This is a genomic window from Shewanella waksmanii (assembly GCF_043643685.1).
In the GTDB taxonomy this organism is placed as follows: domain Bacteria; phylum Pseudomonadota; class Gammaproteobacteria; order Enterobacterales; family Shewanellaceae; genus Shewanella; species Shewanella waksmanii_A.
In genome coordinates this window covers 346,657-366,060 of record NZ_JBHZSN010000006.1, presented here as the reverse complement: position 1 = coordinate 366,060, position 19,404 = coordinate 346,657, and the positions used below count along the sequence as shown (strand labels likewise).

The window sequence follows — 19,404 nt, the reverse complement described above, 5'->3', positions numbered from 1 at the left end:
ACTGATGACTGATGACTGATGACTGATGACTGATGACTGATGACTGATGACTGATGACTGATGACTGATGACTGATGACTGGTGAATGATGTTTCGCCTCCAGCGTGGTATGTGCAGATGCTTTTTCGGCTCGCTGTGAACCCATCCATGGGCGCTCTACGACCACGTCCTGTGGTCGAAGGCCTCAGCCGCATCTACACTGGGTCAAGTATTTCTTCGAATGGAGCTTGCTTTTTGTGAAATAGTTTTTGGACAGAAATACGTTAGAGTAAAGAATCTATCTTTAGTGACTCAAATGAGAAAATGTATCTCAATTTATCTAATTGGCTCCGACCCTGACGAATCCCCACAAAAAGATAAGTTAAAATAATGAGATAAAATATTTGAGGAACATTCATGGCATTGGGTGATCAAATTTATCGCCAAACAAAAATCATCACGAGTCAATGCCATGAATGCGAACCAAGTTTTATCAAAATGCCTTTCCCTTGTCACCCCATCAATGCACAAAACTCGTCGACAGAGCCTATTCGCCGCAATCCAAAGCTCGATGAATGGGGCTGCACTTTCTATTACAGGGTTGGGACGTGAGATTAATAGCAAAACACTTGAAAAGCATAAAATAAAACGTGTTGATAGGCTTTGCAGTAATGGTAATTTACACAGAGATATCGCATTTATTTACACCCGCATGGCCTACTTGTTAGTGGGGAAGATAAAACAGCCTATCATCCATATTGATTGGTCTGATTTAGATGAGCGTAAGCAACATTTTCTCATCCGTGCCTCACTCGCTGCTCAAGGTCGCTCGCTAACTCTTTATGAAGAAGTTCACCTCTTAAATAAGAAAGAGAAGTCGAAAACACACTTGTTATTCATGCAAAGACTTAAAGCTATGTTGCCTATTGGTTGTAAGCCAATCATTGTTACCGATGCAGGCTTTCGGATACCCTGGTTCAGGCAGATACAGTCATTGAATTGGGATTACGTTGGACGCTTTAGAAATCGAACTCACTGTAAACAACTCAATGAACTAAGCTGGTATCCCGTCAAATCGTTATATACTCAGGCGAACTCGAGAGCTAAATGGCTTGGTGAATTTCTATTAGGTGAGAACTCACCATTTCAATCTCGATTAGTGCTTTTTAAGCGAACACCGAGAGGACGAAAAGATAAAAATGCTGTTGGCAATAAATCTCGAAGTAGCAAGCACTCTCGCGCTAATGCTGAGCGTGAGAAGGAGCCTTGGTTACTAGCCACTTCTCTTTGCCAATCAAATGTTACCGCTAAGCGAATTGTTCAAATTTATGCAACTAGAATGCAGATAGAAGAAAGTTTTAGAGACGTTAAAACAGGCTTAAAGATGAATGCTAGCGGAACACGAATCACCACCAAGCTCAATGTGTTGCTGCTTATTGCTTGTCTATCTCAGTTTACTCTTTACTTGCTTGGTTTGGCTGTAAAAGCCGCAAACAAACATCGGCAATACCAAGCGAACTCAATCAAGCATCGTAACGTACTTTCAAGCCAGTTTATTGGCTTGCGAGCATACAAAGACAGAAGACTTAAGTTGCTCAAGGCACATTGGAAAGCAGCAATCAAATCACTGACGGGATTAATCAATGAGCCACAAGCATGCTATTAAACTCGTGGGGATCCCTCAGGCTCCGACCCCTTTATTCCCGACCCCTTTATTCTCCTGTTTTCAAACAAACTTATCAGCGGCTAATTGCGGCTGGAAAACCAAAGAAAGTGGCGATAATTGCCTGTATCAGAAAAATGGTTGTCACGTTAAATTCGATGCAAAGAGATGGTGTTATGTGGGAAGCGCCAAAAGCTCAAAATTAGCTATTGACGCCTTAGTCTCTGGTTAGGCTTTTTGATCCAAGTTAAATATAATAGTACAACCTAAGCCTGTAGGGTGAAGCACCGCATTTACGCCCCCTTTATTCTCCATCCAGACGTAATCTCCAGTTTCACCGACATACTCCAAAGCAGGCACCCCCTTGGCGTATGCCATACATGATTTTGAAGATTGAATTATTGAAGTAAGGTCATATTTGCATTGAGCTCCAACTTTAAACAATGTAACTTTGTTAAAAACAGAATCCCCTTTGCTACCCCAAGTACCAACCATTGTAAATTGATTTGGGTTGTCATTATGTTTGGTAACATTAATGCGGATGTCAGCGCCTCCCGCATTTTCATATATTTTTTTTATAGCAGTATCACAACCTGTAAAGCCTTGGTTATGGGCTTGTTTTACTGCAAAAGCTATAAATTCAGGCTCTCCAGAAAAGGATGGAGACGAGATAAAAAGTAATGATAGCAACGTAGTTCTAATTTTCATAAATTTTGCTCAATAGTAATTTGTATGCCTAAGGCCGCGTTAAGGCGTGACGCTTACGCTTTCCATGTAAAATAATAGCCAGTCATTATTAACCACTCAAGTTAAGGACTGTAGGGACAACAACATTGCTAAAACAGCAACTTGCCATTATAAATAAACAGCATAGCTAAGAGTGATTCAAGGGTGAAGTAATCAAACACCATCAAATATTGTGCTTAATACAAATAAGCATTAAAAATTTGCCTAAATTGGCAAAATTAGGTTCAAATTGCTGTGTTTAACACAAGGGATGTTAACTCTGCTAAAGGCGCTGACAGATTAGGCGAGCTATCATACAGGGCAAGATAAAACAGTAGCCAGCCATTATTAATCAACAACATAGCAAGGCTACTGTGCACAACTCTAGGGCAAAGCCATTAAACACCACTAAATGCTGTGCTTAGTACAAATATACATTGGAAATCAGCCTCAATTGGTAAAATCAGTCGTTAATAGCTGTTTTTAGCGCAAGGTATGTTAACTCTGCAAATAAGACTGAGGATTTGGAGGGAGCGTAAAGCTTTTAATTTAGTTAGCAGTTATAAACTGGCAACTACATGAGAAATGTCGCCTTCGTTCGTTCAGATGTCCACAGTAATGATTGAATTCCTCCAATGTCCCCACCATTAACTATGGCTGTTTATATGTTTCAACTTATATGTTTCCTTGCTATATGCTTTCCTTTGGCCGTAGAAAGAATACTTTAAGCAAAGAGTTGTGAAGCTTTAAATTGAAGGCAAATCGAAGAGGGAATTTACCCAGTGTGAATGTGCGTTGACTCTCGGCGACAGGACGTCGCCGTGAAGCCTACATGGATGTATTTATGGCGTGTCATAAGTACAATCACACATCCCCCCGCTGGGAGGCGAAAGCCAATTATTGGTCAATGTCATCGCGGCATTTGTGAATCCATTCACATCAGACTCCGCCGTGAAGCCTACACGGATGTATTCATGGTGTGTCTTAAGCACAATCATACATCCCCCCGCAGGGAGGCTAAAGCCAATTATTAGCCAATACCACCGCGGCATTTGTGAATCCATTCACATCAGATCCCGCCATGAAGCCTACATGGATGTACTCATGGTGTGTTATAAGCAGAATCACATATCACCCCCGCGAGGAGGCGTTAGATGGTGATGAAGACACGATCTTTAACTCATTGAATAAATAATCATATTGCTAAACATTAACTATGGCTGTCCAATTATTTCGCACTCTTTATTATAAAAGAAGATGCGACTTACAACGAGACTGCAACTGTGGTAGTAGGGCCATCTTATTGATAAGAGTTCGAGACTAATGAGGGGTCGCCTAGGTCTTGGCATGCAACTTCCTTGTTATATGCGCAAATAAAGCAAAGTCGGAGGTTGTCATGTACGCCATTAACTGTGGTTGTCCAATTGTTTTTTAGGCCTTGACTAACCTACACTTTATCTATCTTGATTAATAATGTCTATTGATTGCTTTATTGAATGTTTGTAAACTGAAATTTTCGCTCAAACTATGAGAAGATCGATTGATGTTGCGAAAAAAAGCAACTTTCGCTCACATTATACATTGATTATATCAGATGCTGTATTTCTATCAGTTCTGCTGTTGGTAGGGGGAACCTACTTTTGCGAATTAAAATAAACTTGGTTAATTTTTGATGGCATAAAAGGTGATTTTAATAACCCTGATACATACTTTTAGATAGTTTAAATTTATTAGGTATAGAGCTTGAAGAAGCTTTAATAGTGGGATTATATTTTATAAAAAGGATGAATATTGATGAACACAGATAAGTACCTTGCATGGTGGCATGAGGAAAATCATCCCAACAAAAAAATCGATGCTGCATCAAGATTAATAGATACGGATTATTTAAAATTAGCTCATGACCCTAAATTTACTTTACCGCGAGATGCTAACTTTTTCTGTATTGGAAGTTGTTTTGCTAGGAATATTGAAATAATACTTTTAAATAAAGGTTATAAGGTCTTGTCTACAGAGCTGGAAATGCCTGAAGCTGCGTTGGTGAAGACTAAAAGTGCCGCAGGTTTGTTAACGAAATTTAACACATATTCAATGTTGAATGAGGTCGAGGTTGCATTAAACTTGAAAAAAAATGTGGACAATGGATTGGTTGAGATAGGGCCTGAACAATTTTATGATCCTCAATTACATTCTGTCCCTTATTTGTCTTACCATGATGCACAAGCAACAAGAAGAAGTGTTGAAGGCTGTTTTTCAAAAGTAGCTGAGTCTGATGTATGTATTATAACTCTGGGACTCACAGAAATGTGGTGGGACGATATTTTAAATATTCCCTTAAATGCAGGAAGACCTAATTGGAGAAAAGCCTTAAAAGAAAATCGGTACTCTTTTAGGAACCCTTCTTTTTCTGAAATTAAAGATAACGTATCTAAGTTATGTGAGATAATTACCGAGCATAGTAGTCGTGATGTAAAAATCATACTCACAGTATCTCCGGTACCTTTACAACGTACATTTTCTAATAAAGATATAATTGTTGCTAATAGTTACTCTAAAAGTTGCTTGCGAACAGTTGCGAATGAAGTAGTAGAAGCCTATGAAAATGTCGATTACTTCCCAAGCTTTGAAAAAGTGATGTTTTCACCAAGGGGGAAAACGTGGCATGAGGATCAAAGACATGTCTCTAGTGAAATAGTTAAAGAAATTACCGAACAATTTATCGAACTATACATGGAAAAGTAGGTTTTAATTTTTGCTGTTTATCCCAAATACTAGGTGTAATTGGTAAGCTCCTAGAATAGTAGACACTTCATAGAGTTATAATGAACCAAAAAATATGAGGTGTTACATGCTCGGAAAACGTTATCCCGATGAGTTTAAAATTGAAGCTGTCAAACAAGTCACGGAACGTGGTTATAAAATTGCTGATGTGGCAGAAAGGTTAGGCAACCATGCCATCACGGCATTTGTGAATCCTTTCACATCAGATCCCGCCATGAAGCCTACATGGATGTATTCATGGTGTGTTATAAGCACAATCACACCTCCCCCGCTGGGAGGCGTTAGATGGCGATGAAGGTACGACCTTCAACTCACTTAATGAATGAGTATGATGCTAAATGTTAATCAAGCAAACAATAGAAATGCCAAATCTTCATTCGAAGGACGACACACTTTGGGCAGGAGTATGTCATATAACAAGCTTGGGGGTTTTTAATAAAACCTAAATCGAAGAGGTAAAATACCGGGGTGTAGATGCGGCTGCTAGCTTCGATGACAGGGCCGCTCTTTGGCATCCATGCCATCGCGGCATTTGTGAATCCTTTCACATCAGATGTCATCGCAGAGCCCACACAATTGAAGGTAATTCGAAGAGGGAATTTACCCAGTGTGAATGTGCGTTGACTCTTGGCGACAGGCCGCTCTTTGGCATCCATGCCACCGCGGCATTTGTGAATCCATTCACATCAGACTCCGCCGTGAAGCCTACATGGATGTATTCAAACAACATCCCTATTTAATGGCCAGTTCGGCATCTATGCCTCTCGTTCATAGGCACAGTCGTTAGCACGACTATTCACCGTGTCATAAGCACAATCACACATCCCCCGCTGGGAGGCGAAAGCCAATTATTGGTCAATGTCATCGCGGCATTTGTGAATCCATTCACATCAGACTCCGCCGTGAAGCCTACATGGATGTATTCATGGTGTGTCATAAGCACAATCACACATCCGCCGCAGGGAGGCATTAGATTCCTGTCATGACGAACAGAAGTTAAGGCTATATTCGCAGACAACTACTTGCTTGTGGAGATTAACCCGTGTAGATGCGGCTGTGAGCTTCGATGACATGGCCGCTCTTTGGCATCCCTGCCATCGCGGCATTTGTGAATCCTTTCACATCAGATGTCATCGCAGAGCCCACACAATTGAAGGTAATTCGAAGAGGGTATTTACCCAGTGTGAATGTGCGTTGACTCTCGGCGACAGGACGTCGCCGCGAAGCCTACATGGATGTATTTATGGCGTGTCATAAGTACAATCACACATCCCCCCGCTGGGAGGCGTTAGATTACATTGAGGGTTCGACTTTGGTAAACCTTTCCAAACATCAAAAGGCTAGCAACAACTAAGCCGCTTGATGAGTCATCGCAAGCAACTGTGGTTGGGTATCGACAGACAGCTCAAATAAGCTTAAATAGGTTTCAAGGTTACTTTGGCTGCCGTCGTCGGCAAGTTGTTTGAGTTTATGTAGAATTAATGCTTGGGCTTTGCGCTCTAGCATCAGTTCTACATCTAACATTTGCTGGTACTCATCGGCGGCCAAATTCGCTTTACTAAGCCGCCTTAGTTTGCGGTATGGCTGAAGCATTTTTTGCTCCCAGGTATCGATCTCAACATCGAGACGTTGCCAACTTTCGATACTCAGTGGGTAGTGATGGTTATCTAACCAAATTGCCAAGAGTAATAGGTTAACATTAAGGTGATGCTCATCTTGCAATTGCAGCGCCAGTGGCTGCAACTGCTGATAATACTCATCACAGGTTTGCCATAAACTCGCGTCAAATTGATTTAGATAAGTCATGTAAAGTTCCTTTTTATTGAGCATGCTCCGTTTTAACTGCTTGCTCAATTTCTTCAATAGATTCTTGTACTTCCAGCCACTCCATTTCACTGTCTTCAAGCGATCGTGTTAATTGAGTTCGCTCGTTTAATACTTCGGTGAGTTGGGCTTTGTTGTCAGCATCGTACAAGCTGGTGTCAGCGAGCATTTGTTCCAATTCGGCTAAACGGTCACTGGCTTGCTGTTGTATTTTCTCTAACTTAGCTTGAACTTTCTTTAAAGGCGAGAGTTTTTGTCGTAGTTCAGCTTCTTGGCGTTTCAGGGCTTTTTTATCCACTGCTGGCTTGGCAGTTGGTGCTTGCTCAATGCGACTAGCGGCTTTGGCAGCATCCAATAACCACTGGTGGTAGTCATCTAAGTCACCATTAAATGTGCTCACTCTGCCTTGGTCGACCAAGTAATAGTCGCTACAGCTCAGTCTTAGCAGGTGTCTATCGTGCGAGACAATAATCATTGCGCCTTCAAAAGACTGCAATGCCATCGTCAGCGCGTGGCGCATTTCTAAATCTAGGTGGTTAGTCGGTTCATCTAATAACAGTAAGTTAGGTCTTTGCCATACCAGTAATGCCAAAACTAAACGGGCTTTTTCACCGCCAGAGAATGGTCTGACAGGGGACAGTGCCATGTCACCATTGAAACCGTAGCCACCAAGAAAGTCTCTTAGCTCTTGCTCTTTATGGTTGGGAGCGAGTCGAGTTAAGTGCTGCAACGGGGTTTCATCTAGATGTAAAAACTCCAGTTGATGCTGTGCGAAATAACCTATGTTCAGTCCTGGGTTCGTTTCATAGATACCACTCATTGGCTTAAGTTCTTCTGAAAGCAACTTAATCAGTGTGGATTTACCGGCACCATTACGGCCAAGTAGGCCAATGCGAGCGCCGGGCACCAGGTTTAAATGCACATGGTTCAAAATGGCTTTGTCGCCGTAACCGACGCTAACTTGCTCCATTTTGACTAACGGATTAGGCAGGGCATCAGGTGCGCGAAATGCCATATGAAATGGACTATCCGCTTTAGAAGGAAGCAGTTCAGTCATTCTTTCTAAGGCTTTCAAGCGGCTTTGCGCTTGCTTAGCCTTACTGGCTTTGTAGCGAAAACGGTCAACAAAAGATTGCATATGAGCACGTTCTTTTTGTTGGCGTTCATAGGCGACTTGTTGCTGCGCCATACGTTCGGCTCTAATCCGCTCAAAGGCCGTATAATTGCCTTTATAGTAATTGAGCTTGTGGTGCTCAACATGAACGATTTCATCGACAATGCCGTCAATGAAATCGCGGTCATGACTGATCAGCACTAAGGTGCCCTGATAGGCTTTTATCCAGCCTTCAAGCCAGTACATGGTATCAAGATCTAAGTGGTTGGTGGGCTCATCGAGCAACAGTAGGTCGGAGCGACACAGCAGTGCTTGGGCTAAGTTCAAACGCATACGCCAACCACCAGAGAAGCTTTTAACCGGATTGTGTTGCTCAGCTTCGCTAAACCCTAGGCCGGCCAATAAGCTTGCCGCTCTTGAGTGAATGGCATAACCACCAATGGCATCAATCAGGCCGTGTAATCGCGCAATCGCGTTGCCATCATCATCCGCTTGAGCCTGATGCAGCTTGGCTTCTAACTGCCTGTATTCTGCATCACCATCTATGACATATTCTAATGCCGATACGTCCAATGCCGGTGTTTCTTGGGCTACAGTGGCGATTTGCCAACCACTGGGTACGCTGATTTCACCTTTATCAAGGCTTAGCTTATTGAGGATGAGTGCTAGTAAAGATGACTTACCTGTGCCATTTGCTCCCACGAGGCCGACTTTGTGGCCAGGGTAGATGGTCAGAGAAGTTTCATCGAGGAGCGTTTTCGAACCACGAATAAGTTGTGCTTGTGTAATGGTGATCATGATGACGACTTGAATAGTTAAACCAAAAGCGAATGGAGCTGAATGATAGCTCAGTTCCTCACTCTGGCGCCACTAAAAGCCACTAAAGTTGGGGATATATCTTGTCGTTAATCAATATTCGCTGCCATTGCTAATCGCTAGCATGGTAAACTTGAGCGGATGTATCAATACCCCGTTAGAAAAGGTTTAACTGCTGTGACGACAAAAAAAATTAAAAAACGATTTGTTGCTGGGGCCAAATGTCCAAAATGCCAAGCGAAAGAAACCATTGTGCTGTTTAAAGAGCATGGCATAGAAACGGTTGAATGTATCGAGTGTGATTACCGTGAACAACAAGGCGATGAGCAGGCCACCACACAAGCAAGTGGCGACCTGATAGGTGTGTTTAAACCCTAATCTCGACCGCGACAGGCAGCAGGGCTGTGACCGTTAAAACTTAAACTTGGACACCAGTTCATTGAGCTGGATAGCCATCTCTTTAAGGTCGCTGCAATCAATCGCGGTTTGCCTCACCACATCGCTACTTGAACGTGAAATATCGGCAATGGTGGTGACATGTGGGTTGATTTCACCCACCACATTGGATTGCTCACCAGTGGCGGTAGCGATCTGAACACTCATTTCGCTCATCACTTTAATATTTTCCGCAATACTTTGTAGTTGTTCACCTGAGCGTAATACCTGAGCTTCACTATCCTCACTGAGCTGGGTAGTTTGTTCAATGGCATCGACTGCTTCACGGGTTTTTGCTTGAAGCTTCTCAATAATGGCTCGTATCTCTTCAGTTGATGCATGGCTGCGAGAGGCTAGGGTGCGTACTTCATCGGCCACCACCGCAAAACCTCGGCCTTGCTCGCCTGCTCTTGCCGCTTCAATTGCCGCGTTGAGTGCCAGCAAGTTGGTTTGTTCTGATACGCCTCTTATCACCTCAAGCACGGTATCAATTGAGTCAGCATCTTCGGCAAGTTGGCTGATTGTGGTACTGGTGCTTGCTAGCTGATCACTCATGGCGCTAACACTAGCAATGGTTTTCTGTACCGATTGATTACCTTGTACCACCGCTTCATCTGCCACTTGCGCATTTTGGGCGGCATTGTTAGCACTGCCGGCGATATCTTCTGCGGTCATGCCCATTTCATGGATAGCGGTAGCCACTTGCTCAATCTTGCTGACTTGATCATTGATGTCGTGTTCCATGTGTTTAGATTGGTTGTCGATACGCTCAACGGCATTAAATAAGTCATTGCTGGTTGCGGATACACTTTGCAGGGTTTTACTTAAGAACTCGACAAATCGGTTGTAACCGCGAGCCATGCTGCCGGTTTCGTCGTTGCGGCTGTCATCTAAGCGCTGGGTGAGATCGCCTTCTCCCTCGCCAATGGCTCGCAGCATAGCCGCTATTTGGCTAAACGGGGCAATAAGATGATTGATTAACCAACCGCTAAGCAGCATAAATACCAGTGCTATAACAAAGCCCATAATAACCACTGACCATGTGGCTCTGTTGATGGCGGCAAACACTTCATCGTGGGGAATTTGGGCCACTAAGTACCAATCGATATCTTCAAGGTAGCGGGTAGCTAGCATAGTGGTGACGCCATCATGCTGAAACTCTGTGGCAGCAAAGGGTTGTTTTGAGAAGAGCACTGATGTGTCTATTGCACCTAGGCTTGCCAATGTGCTGTTGACCAACTTGCTATCGGGATGAATTTTAATATTGCCGTTGCTATCGGTAAGAAACACTAGGCCGTGTTGGCCTATCTGATATTGCCTAATACTGTCTGTGAGGTTAGCCAGTGATAAACCAACCCCGGCTACTGAGTCGGGCTTACCCGCTATGGTCATACGATAATTGATAAATAATGTCGGGATTTGATTGGTTTCATCTATATCTAGGCTTAGCTCATAGTCTTTACTGCTTTGAATAAACCGATAAAACCACTGGTCTCGACTGTCTTGCTGGGACAGTGTCTTAAACAGACCCGATGGGGTGTAATATTGGCCGTTGAGCCCTGAGACATAAAAAGCAGTAATGGAGTTGAAGTGTTGTTGAATGTTACTCAAGTACTGAACAATTTGGTCATTGTGGGGGCGAAGATCACCTTGGGCTACCAGTTGCTGATAATCGATATTGTTTGCCATAACATTCGACACAGTGATAGGAAGAGTAAGCTGGCTGTTGATGTTATTGGCGACTTCACCTAAAACGGCGGGTAACTCTCTTTCTAAGGTACTTTCGAGAATAATTTGTCGGCTGCTATGCAGCGAATAGATACTAATAAACAGTATGGCAAAAACCACAGAGCCGAGCGTGGTTAACACCACCTTACGGCGAATGTTTAGTTTGATCATGTCTCTCTCCTATAGTCCAAATTAAGTATAGGAGAGATCACATGTAAACTCGCAACAAATTGCGTATTTTTATCGCTATTTAATCACGAAAGCCTTGCTGTAAAAACAGGTGACGTGTTTGATTGAATTTACTCTCGTCTGCTTGAATGAAATCGATGGCTAATTGATAGTTTTCCTGGCGGAATTTTTCTGTTTTAGCAATCTCATATTCATTCATGACGATATTCATTGCTTCAACCACCCATTCAGGTTCACCACGGCCAATATCCACTTCATCGGGATCGTAATGGGTCACCATCCAGTCTTGAAGCTGCTCGGCATTGATGTGGTTTTCACCCCATAAGTTAAGCTGCTCGATAAGTTGCGCTCGGGTGATATTGGCTTTACTCATGCTGATACTCTTTCAATTTACAGTGGTTAGATAGCGTTGAAGCTTAATGTCGCAGGCGCTTATGATAACGCGATTGTGGTGATGTTGGCTAACAAGCAACAGCACTTTCGCGCAAAGGTTGGTATAATTGCGCCATCGATGGATATGGCTATTGCGATTGCAGTTGTTATTGCTATATCTAAGCCATTTGCTACTGCCGTTTTATGACTCAATGATAACGCGGCAAAATTAGGATCCTATTGTGAGCCAAACTCCGACCAATGACCCATCCGTTAATCTCGATTTCACTAGCTTACCGTTAAAGCGCGAATTAACAGACAATCTCGCTACCATGGGATATGCGCAAATGACGCCGATACAGGCCAAGAGTCTGCCAGCCATTCTTAATGGTGAAGATGTTATTGGTCAGGGTAAAACCGGGTCGGGTAAAACGGCTGCATTCGGACTGGGCCTATTGAATAAGCTCAATGTGAAGCGCTTTCGAATTCAAACTATGGTGCTGTGTCCTACCCGTGAACTTGCAGACCAAGTGGCTAAAGAGCTAAGAACCTTGGCACGTGGTATCCATAATATCAAGGTGTTGACCTTGTGTGGCGGCGTGCCTATGGGGCCGCAGATCGGCTCTTTAGAACATGGAGCGCATATCATTGTCGGCACGCCAGGGCGTATCGTTGACCATATCGAGCGTGGCCGTTTAGCGCTAGAAAATGTTAACACGCTAATTCTGGATGAAGCCGATCGTATGCTAGAAATGGGCTTTCAACGCGAGCTAGACACCATCATGCAGGAAGTGCCTCGCGAGCGCCAAACCTTGCTATTTAGCGCTACCTTCCCAGAGCAAATTAAATCGATCAGCGAGCAATACTTGGTTAATCCGGTGATGGTTAAAGTGACTACCACCCATGACAGTAGCAGTATTGAGCAACACTTTTATGAGTGTGGCAACAACAATGATCGCATGCGCGCATTGCAACTGTTATTGTTAGATCGTAATCCAGAAAGTGCCGTGGTGTTTTGTAATACCAAGCGTGAAACTAAAGATGTGGCGGCTAAGCTTAACAACGCAGGCTTTAGCGTTGTGGCATTGCATGGGGATTTGGAACAGCGAGATCGCGATCAAATGCTGCTTAAATTTGCCAATAAGAGTGCCAGTGTAATGGTGGCAACCGATGTTGCTGCGCGTGGTTTAGATATTGACGCCTTAGATATGGTGGTCAATTACCATGTTGCCTACGATACCGAAGTGCATATTCATCGTATTGGCCGTACTGGTCGAGCGGGGAGTAAAGGAGCGGCATTCACCTTCTTCAATCAGGATGACGGTTATAAGATTGGTCTAATTGAAGACCTATTGGGCCGAGATATCGTCGCTGAAGGGTTACCCAGCGAATCACTATTAGACAAGATGCCACCGCAACCTGCGATGGTGACCATTCAAATTGACGGTGGTAAAAAGAACAAGGTTCGCCCGGGTGACATTTTAGGTTGTTTAACCGGGGAAAATGGCATTGAAGGCAGCCAAGTAGGAAAAATCAAAATCACCGATTTTCGTTCTTATGTTGCCGTTAACCGTCAAGTTGTCAGACGCGCGCTAAATAAAATTACTAAAGGTAAGCTTAAAGGTCGTAACTATCGCGCCTGGGAGCTTAAATAGCGTTAATCGTGGATGATAAAAAGCCGAGTTAATTTAACTCGGCTTTTTTGTGTTTTTAGCTCAGTCCTAACTAGCTGCAGATTAACCTATGCTGGCTTGGCATTAGTCGATTGGGTATTAGCCGGTTTGCGGTTGGCTGGTTTTCTGCGTCTGGCCTGATGATTGGGTTTAGGCTTGCTGCCGTTACCGTCTTGGTTGTGACTCGGTTTGCTGTCGCCTTGTTTAGCGCTTCTTTGTGGCTTAGATTGACGCTTAGGTTTGTTGGCGCGAGGATTGTGATTGCCACTGGTTTTTTTATTGCAATTGGGCTTTTTATTACCATTGCTGCGCGGCTTACCATGTTTTGCTGGGCTGAGATCGGTGTCCGCTAAAGCATGCGTCGGTTCAAAACCTGCTATCACTTCTCTTGGCAGATTCTGTTTTATCAAGCGTTCAATATCACGTAGTAGCTTGTTCTCTTCATGGCTGACTAATGATACCGCTTGCCCTGTGGCACCGGCGCGGCCAGTGCGGCCGATACGGTGAACATAATCTTCAGGTACATTGGGTAAGTCGAAATTAACAACCTGCGGTAGTTGGTCAATATCCAAACCGCGAGCAGCGATATCGGTGGCTACTAATACCCGTATTTCACCGGTTTTAAAGTTAGTTAGTGCGCGAGTACGTGCGCTTTGGCTCTTATTACCATGAATCGCAGCAGCAGTGATGCCTTTGGTATCTAAGCTTTTAGCCAAGCGGTTGGCGCCATGTTTGGTGCGGCTAAACACTAAAACCTGTTGCCAATTATTGTCATTGATGAGCTGGACCAGTACCGCTGATTTGCGGGTCTTATCGACAGGACAAATCCACTGCTTCACTGTGTTGGCCGTGGTGTTACGCGGCGTGACCGAAATCTCCACCGGGTTATTAACCAAGCCTTTGGCTAATGCGCGAATGTCGTCGGAGAAGGTCGCTGAAAACATCAAGTTTTGTCGCTTTGCTGGCAATAGCGCTAAGATTTTTTTGATGTCATGGATAAAGCCCATATCTAGCATGCGATCGGCTTCATCCAATACCAAGACTTCCAGTTGTTTAAAGCTCACTGCGCCTTGCTGGTAAAGGTCTAGCAAACGCCCAGGCGTGGCAACCAAAATATCGACGCCACGCGCCAACTGCTGAATTTGCGGCACGATACCCACGCCACCAAATACGACAGCAGACTTTAACGGTAATGCACTGCCATAAGTGGTGACACTCTCAGCCACTTGTGCAGCGAGCTCTCTGGTTGGCGTGAGAACCAATGCGCGTACTTGTTTGCGGCTAGCTTTCTGGCCGCCCATAAGGTTTTCTAGCAAAGGTAAAGTAAAACCTGCGGTTTTTCCTGTCCCAGTTTGTGCTGCTGCCATGACATCTTTGCCCGTCAACACCGCTGGAATTGCTTGGGCTTGGATAGGCGATGGGGTTTGATATCCCTTATTGGCAAGTGCTTTTAAAATTGGGGCAGATAAGCCCAACGAGTCAAAACTCATAGATAGGTCTCTTCAGGGAGCTAGCCAGCATGGCTAGGGGGCGTGCAGGTTACAGGATCTACTGACAAAGCGCTACGAAATCTGTAAGCAAAGGTGAAATATCACCCATTTTGTGGTGTTATCTTGGGCATATTGTGCTGTAGATATTATTATTTGCTATCGCTGACGGCTACTTTAGACAGCATGACTGCATTTATTTTGTACAATTTAGCCATTTTGCGCTTTCAATGATTGAGTTTTTTTAACAGCTGACTACAATACGCGCTCTTTGGAAAATAGTGACTATTTTCTTTGTTGAGCAAGACATCGATATCAACTGCGTTTATTAACGTGATTTGAATGATCTATGTCGTTTATCTGATAGGATCACCACCATGTTAAAAAGCAAAAAATACGATCTACGTGTTGTCGAAGTTGATGGCAGTTGGGCTGGACAAATTACTCGTCGTATGACGGCGCGTAAAACCATTGTTTCTAAAGAGCAAGCAGGTTTTGAGACTGAGCAACAAGCACAGGACTGGGCAGAGCAAGCACTGCAATCTTTTTTAGAAGGCCTAGTTGAGCGTAATGATCGCAAAGCCAAAGCACGCGGTGAGCGCACCGAAGCATTGATTAAAAAAGAGCGTGAAGCACAAGCGTGGCGCGATGCCCGTGATGGCGCTGATGATTTTGAGTAACCGGCGTAAGTTAGCAATAACTTAAGCGCTCTATTATATTAATTAAAAGGTCACATTTTATGTGGCCTTTTTTGTCACAGCGGTCACGTAAAAATTGATCTAGCTCAATTTTTGTGAGTCTCCTAACATTTACACCACCCACAGTTTATTCTCGCGCCAATGCCTGCGATACTTCAGCGATTGCTATATCAGCTCTGGAGTTTCATGGATAAGTCGTTAGAAAAAGTCCTGACACGTTGGCTTAAGCAGCGTAAAGGAGCTTGTGGTATCTATCTCAATCTCACCGTACTTTTAGGCGTGCTCACTGGTTTTTCTCTGGTGGCTCAGGCTTATCTGTTAGCAACTATGCTCCATGGATTCATCATGGAGGACCGCAGTGTCAATGAATTCACCAACTACTTTTATGCTTTATTGGCGCTAATTCTGCTTAGGGCTTTTTTAGCCTATGCCCGAGAGCGCATAAGTTTTGTGGCGGGGCAGCGCTTACGTCAAGACGTTCGCCGTGCTGTTCTGGATAAATTGACCGAGCTTGGCCCGGCTTACATCAAAGGCAAACCGGCGGGGAGTTGGGCGAGTATTGTTTTAGAGCAAGTCGAAGATTTACATGATTTCTATGGCAAGTACCTGCCGCAAATGCTGATTGCTGGCTTTGTGCCAATGACTATTTTAGTTGTGGTATTTCCGATCAACTGGGCAGCGGGATTGGTTCTTTTAGCCACTGCGCCACTTATTCCCATGTTTATGATTTTAGTGGGCATGGGCGCTGCCGATGCAAACCGCAAAAACTTTAGCGCATTGGCGCAGCTTAGCGGTCATTTTATGGACCGCTTGAAAGGGTTATCCACCATTAAGCTGTTTAATCAGGGCCAGGCGGAAGTGAGTGCCATTGAGTCGGCATCGGAAGAGTTTCGTAGCCGAACCATGTCGGTGTTGAGGATGGCATTTTTAAGCTCGGCGGTATTGGAGTTTTTCGCCGCAGTATCTATCGCAGTATTGGCGGTCTATTTTGGTTTTAGTTATCTCGACCATCTTAACTTTGGCCATTATGGTGTCGGTTTAACTCTATTTACTGGTCTGTTCGTATTGATATTGGCGCCAGAGTTTTATCAGCCTCTGCGAGACATGGGCACCCATTATCATGCTAAGGCCCAAGCTATTGGTGCCGCTGAAGCACTTAAAACCTTGCTAGAATATCAAGTCGCAGCTGATGACAAACCCACGCAAACGGTGCCGATACCCTTAGATAAGCCCGTCTCGATATCAGCGAAACAATTGCGGGTATTGAGTATGGATGGCACTGAGTTACTTGGCCCGATAGACTTTGATATTGAAAGTGGCCAGCACATCGCTTTAGTGGGGCCTAGCGGCGCTGGCAAATCAAGTTTGCTCAATGCCTTATTAGGCTTTTTACCCTATAAAGGCAGCTTACAGGTTAACGGTGTTGAGCTGAGTCAATGTGACTTAGGCCAGTGGCGCCAACAGCTTGCTTGGCTTGGACAAAATCCGCAGTTATTTCATGGCTCAATTGCTGACAATATCAGATTAGGTAACCCAGCGTTGTCTGCTGAGCAAATTCAACATCGGCTCCAACAAGCTCAGGTGGCTGACTTTGTAAATAGTCTGCCACACGGTATCGACAGTGAAATTGGCGAGCAAAGTGCCGGGGTCTCAGTTGGCCAAGCACAACGCTTGTGTTTAGCCCGTGCGTTGGCACAAAACGCCAACGTCTATGTGCTTGATGAGCCTACCGCTAGCTTAGATAGTGAAAGCGAGCAGGCGGTAATGACGGCACTCGAGCAGGTGATGGACAATGCCAGTTGTGTGATGGTTACCCACAAAATTGATGAGCTTGCCAAAGTGGATGCCATTTGGGTGTTGGATGCGGGCCGTATAGTGCAACGGGGCGGTTTTGATGAGTTAAGCCAACAGCCTGGGCTATTTGCTACCCTCTTAGGTCAGCAGCAAGGGGAGGCAAGCTAATGCGAGTTTTACTACCTTTTTTAAAACTGTTTCGACGCCAGTGGTTAATGATGGCGACGGGGTTGTTGTTAAGCTTAACAACCTTAATGGCGGGAATCGGCTTGTTGTCATTATCAGGTTGGTTTTTGTCAGCTACCGCTGTGGCGGGGTTAAGTGTGGCAACCGCTCAAGCTTTTAATTATTTCACTCCTGCTGGTGGCGTGCGTTTTTTATCGATAGCACGTACCGCGAGTCGATATGGTGAGCGTTTAGCGACCCATGAAGCCACTTTTAAGCTATTGACCGAGCTGCGCAGTTGGACTTGGCAGCGACTATTACCGTTAACACCGGCTGATATGAAAGGCGTGCGACACGGTGATCTGCTCAATCGTTTGGTCGCCGATATTGATACCTTAGATCATCTCTATTTACGCTTATTAACCCCGATGGCGGCATCGCTGCTTATGATCGGGGCGTTATATCTGTTTTTAGGCTGGATTGATGCAGATTTGGCTATCGCCCTTTGTAGTGCGCTATTAGTTGTTTGGTTGGTTTTACCGGTACTTTTCTATTATTTAGGCCGTCAACCAGGTAAGCAGATGGTTGAGAGTAAGCGTCAATACCGGGTGCTATTGCTGGAGTATATTGATGGCAGTGCTGAGTTGACATTATTTGCGGCATTATCACGCTATCGTCAACGGCTAGATAACGCAGAGCAAGCGATTTTTACTAGTCAATCCATGATGAATAAAGTGACCGCACTCAGCCAAGCATTGTTGGTGTTATGCCATGGTGCCGCAGTGGTAATGATGCTGTATTTAGCCGCTTTTGGCGTGGGACAACACACGCCACCGGGCCCAATGCTGGCGATGGTGGTGTTTATGACATTAGCCACCATTGAAATGTTAATGCCGATCACCGCAGCATTTCAGCATCTATCAGCCTGTGTGCAAGCGGCACAGCGGGTGAGCGCTGTGGTGGATAAAACCAGCCAAATTCAATTTGATGCATCAGCGACACATGTGGTTAAGCGCGGTGAGATAGCAATAAAGGAGATCAACTTTGGCTATCAAGCGAATAAAAGCGTCTTAAAAGGCTTATCTTTGTCGATAAAAGCAGGCGAGAAAGTGGCCTTACTTGGACAAACCGGTTGTGGTAAGTCGAGTACGGTATCCTTGTTAACCCGTGAATGGCAGGCGCAGCAAGGACAGATCCAGCTCGATGGACGTGATATTGAGCAATACAGTGAAGCGGCTCTGCGCGATGCGATGACGGTCGTGAGCCAAAGGATATATCTGTTTGCGGGCACGTTAAGGGATAATTTAACCTTAGCGCAATTCGATACTGGTATTCGCCCTGATATGAAGCGCAAAGCGCGTATCGAAGCCCGCAAGGCCAATGATGCTAAATTGATTGCCGTATTAGAAAAGGTCGGCTTGAGTAATTTACTGCAAGGTGAGCAGCCATTGGATAACTGGATTGGTGAGGGTGGCCGTCAGCTCTCAGGTGGAGAGGCCAGAAGGATTGGTGTGGCGCGAGCGTTACTCAGAGATACGCCTATCTTGTTACTTGATGAGCCAACAGAAGGGCTAGATAAGCGTACTGAACGTGAGATCCTCAGTACCTTATTTGAGTTTGCTAAGGATAAAACCGTGTTAATGATATGCCATCGCCTTACTGCATTGGCGCAAATGGACCGTGTGTGCTTAATGGAGCAGGGACATATTGTTGACCAAGGGACACATCAGCAGTTACTGGACAATAATGCTTACTATGCTGGTTTACACCAGCGCTTAGCTAAATAACCTGAATTAGGGATAATTAAATAACAGATAAATAGAAAAACTGCTGGCTTAGATTGTACAAGGCATTAAAAGTTATAGCGTTTTCAATCTCATTATCCCAAGTTCAAGTTAAGTAATGAAAGGGCACCTTAAGGTGCCCTTTTTGTTTTCAGCCCTAAACCACCTTTTTCAAA

At 44.4% G+C, this 19,404-nt stretch carries 14 protein-coding genes and 2 pseudogenes; 10 read left to right on the top strand and 6 right to left on the bottom strand.

What is annotated here, in order from left to right; genetic code table 11:
• Positions 1–451 precede the first annotated feature (451 nt).
• Both ACHUFW_RS12200 and ACHUFW_RS12195 read left to right on the top strand, forming a co-directional pair.
• The gene (locus ACHUFW_RS12200) at positions 452–1,645 is read left to right on the top strand and encodes an IS4 family transposase (protein WP_394203414.1); all 1,194 of its coding nucleotides are present in this window, start codon (positions 452–454) and stop codon (positions 1,643–1,645) included.
• Between the two features lie 50 nt (positions 1,646–1,695).
• Positions 1,696–1,848 (top strand): annotated as a pseudogene (locus tag ACHUFW_RS12195) (IS110 family transposase); the annotation flags it as partial.
• 22 nt (positions 1,849–1,870) lie between these two features.
• On the opposite strand, the gene ACHUFW_RS12190 reads toward ACHUFW_RS12195, so the two are convergent.
• Positions 1,871–2,350 carry a hypothetical protein gene (locus ACHUFW_RS12190; RefSeq protein WP_394203394.1) on the bottom strand — a complete coding sequence of 160 codons (480 nt, stop codon included), beginning with the start codon at positions 2,348–2,350 and terminating at the stop codon, positions 1,871–1,873.
• Positions 2,351–4,162: 1,812 nt separating this feature from the next.
• Between ACHUFW_RS12190 and ACHUFW_RS12185 the strand changes: the two genes are divergently transcribed.
• Together ACHUFW_RS12185 and ACHUFW_RS12180 are read left to right on the top strand one after the other, a co-directional pair.
• Positions 4,163–5,110, top strand: coding sequence for a GSCFA domain-containing protein (locus ACHUFW_RS12185; RefSeq protein WP_394203393.1), 948 nt, complete (start codon positions 4,163–4,165; stop codon positions 5,108–5,110).
• A gap of 106 nt (positions 5,111–5,216) precedes the next feature.
• Positions 5,217–5,315, top strand: a pseudogene (locus ACHUFW_RS12180) (transposase); the annotation flags it as partial.
• A gap of 1,184 nt (positions 5,316–6,499) precedes the next feature.
• Here the strand turns inward: ACHUFW_RS12180 and ACHUFW_RS12175 are convergent.
• Together ACHUFW_RS12175 and ACHUFW_RS12170 are read right to left on the bottom strand one after the other, a co-directional pair.
• Positions 6,500–6,955 (bottom strand): TIGR02444 family protein, encoded by a 456-nt coding sequence (locus tag ACHUFW_RS12175; RefSeq protein WP_394203391.1) that lies wholly within the window; start codon positions 6,953–6,955, stop codon positions 6,500–6,502.
• 13 nt (positions 6,956–6,968) lie between these two features.
• On the bottom strand, positions 6,969–8,885 hold the full coding sequence (locus ACHUFW_RS12170) for an ABC transporter ATP-binding protein (RefSeq protein WP_394203390.1): 1,917 nt from the start codon (positions 8,883–8,885) through the stop codon (positions 6,969–6,971).
• Between the two features lie 195 nt (positions 8,886–9,080).
• Here ACHUFW_RS12170 and ACHUFW_RS12165 point away from each other — a divergent pair, with 195 nt between their 5' ends.
• Entirely contained in the window at positions 9,081–9,281 is a 201-nt protein-coding gene (locus ACHUFW_RS12165; protein WP_394203389.1) for a YheV family putative zinc ribbon protein, read from the top strand.
• A gap of 33 nt (positions 9,282–9,314) precedes the next feature.
• On the opposite strand, the gene ACHUFW_RS12160 is transcribed toward ACHUFW_RS12165, so the two are convergent.
• A complete protein-coding gene (locus ACHUFW_RS12160) occupies positions 9,315–11,237 on the bottom strand; it encodes a methyl-accepting chemotaxis protein (RefSeq protein ID WP_394203388.1) in 1,923 nt (640 codons plus the stop codon).
• A 79-nt stretch (positions 11,238–11,316) separates the two neighbouring features.
• On the bottom strand, positions 11,317–11,628 hold the full coding sequence (locus ACHUFW_RS12155) for a hypothetical protein (RefSeq protein WP_394203387.1): 312 nt from the start codon (positions 11,626–11,628) through the stop codon (positions 11,317–11,319).
• Between the two features lie 36 nt (positions 11,629–11,664).
• On the opposite strand from ACHUFW_RS12155, the gene ACHUFW_RS12150 reads away from it, so the two are divergent.
• A complete protein-coding gene (locus ACHUFW_RS12150) occupies positions 11,665–11,835 on the top strand; it encodes a hypothetical protein (protein ID WP_394203386.1) in 171 nt (56 codons plus the stop codon).
• A gap of 34 nt (positions 11,836–11,869) precedes the next feature.
• The gene (gene dbpA, locus ACHUFW_RS12145) at positions 11,870–13,282 is read left to right on the top strand and encodes an ATP-dependent RNA helicase DbpA (protein WP_394203384.1); all 1,413 of its coding nucleotides are present in this window, start codon (positions 11,870–11,872) and stop codon (positions 13,280–13,282) included.
• An 86-nt stretch (positions 13,283–13,368) separates the two neighbouring features.
• On the opposite strand, the gene ACHUFW_RS12140 is transcribed toward dbpA, so the two are convergent.
• The gene (locus tag ACHUFW_RS12140; RefSeq protein WP_394203382.1) at positions 13,369–14,790 is read right to left on the bottom strand and encodes a DEAD/DEAH box helicase; all 1,422 of its coding nucleotides are present in this window, start codon (positions 14,788–14,790) and stop codon (positions 13,369–13,371) included.
• 374 nt (positions 14,791–15,164) lie between these two features.
• Between ACHUFW_RS12140 and ACHUFW_RS12135 the strand changes: the two genes are divergently transcribed.
• From ACHUFW_RS12135 to cydC, 3 genes are all read left to right on the top strand, one after another.
• Positions 15,165–15,467 (top strand): DUF3622 domain-containing protein, encoded by a 303-nt coding sequence (locus ACHUFW_RS12135; protein ID WP_394203381.1) that lies wholly within the window; start codon positions 15,165–15,167, stop codon positions 15,465–15,467.
• Positions 15,468–15,671: 204 nt separating this feature from the next.
• Positions 15,672–17,447, top strand: a complete 1,776-nt coding sequence (gene cydD, locus ACHUFW_RS12130) for a heme ABC transporter permease/ATP-binding protein CydD (RefSeq protein ID WP_394203379.1) — start codon at positions 15,672–15,674, stop codon at positions 17,445–17,447.
• Positions 17,447–19,231, top strand: a complete 1,785-nt coding sequence (cydC, locus tag ACHUFW_RS12125) for a heme ABC transporter ATP-binding protein/permease CydC (protein ID WP_394203377.1) — start codon at positions 17,447–17,449, stop codon at positions 19,229–19,231. The genes cydD and cydC overlap by 1 nt, the downstream gene beginning before the upstream one ends.
• Positions 19,232–19,404 lie beyond the last annotated feature (173 nt).

Excerpts from the sequence above, each read along its gene's own strand:
- ACHUFW_RS12200 (WP_394203414.1), top strand. The coding sequence starts at position 452 with ATGAATGCGAACCAAGTTTTATCAAAATGCCTTTCCCTTGTCACCCCA.
- ACHUFW_RS12175 (WP_394203391.1), bottom strand. The coding sequence starts at position 6,955 with ATGACTTATCTAAATCAATTTGACGCGAGTTTATGGCAAACCTGTGAT.
- ACHUFW_RS12155 (WP_394203387.1), bottom strand. The coding sequence starts at position 11,628 with ATGAGTAAAGCCAATATCACCCGAGCGCAACTTATCGAGCAGCTTAAC.
- ACHUFW_RS12160 (WP_394203388.1), bottom strand. The coding sequence starts at position 11,237 with ATGATCAAACTAAACATTCGCCGTAAGGTGGTGTTAACCACGCTCGGC.
- ACHUFW_RS12185 (WP_394203393.1), top strand. The coding sequence starts at position 4,163 with ATGAACACAGATAAGTACCTTGCATGGTGGCATGAGGAAAATCATCCC.
- ACHUFW_RS12135 (WP_394203381.1), top strand. The coding sequence starts at position 15,165 with ATGTTAAAAAGCAAAAAATACGATCTACGTGTTGTCGAAGTTGATGGC.
- cydC (WP_394203377.1), top strand. The coding sequence starts at position 17,447 with ATGCGAGTTTTACTACCTTTTTTAAAACTGTTTCGACGCCAGTGGTTA.
- ACHUFW_RS12190 (WP_394203394.1), bottom strand. The coding sequence starts at position 2,350 with ATGAAAATTAGAACTACGTTGCTATCATTACTTTTTATCTCGTCTCCA.
- cydD (WP_394203379.1), top strand. The coding sequence starts at position 15,672 with ATGGATAAGTCGTTAGAAAAAGTCCTGACACGTTGGCTTAAGCAGCGT.
- ACHUFW_RS12140 (WP_394203382.1), bottom strand. The coding sequence starts at position 14,790 with ATGAGTTTTGACTCGTTGGGCTTATCTGCCCCAATTTTAAAAGCACTT.
- ACHUFW_RS12170 (WP_394203390.1), bottom strand. The coding sequence starts at position 8,885 with ATGATCACCATTACACAAGCACAACTTATTCGTGGTTCGAAAACGCTC.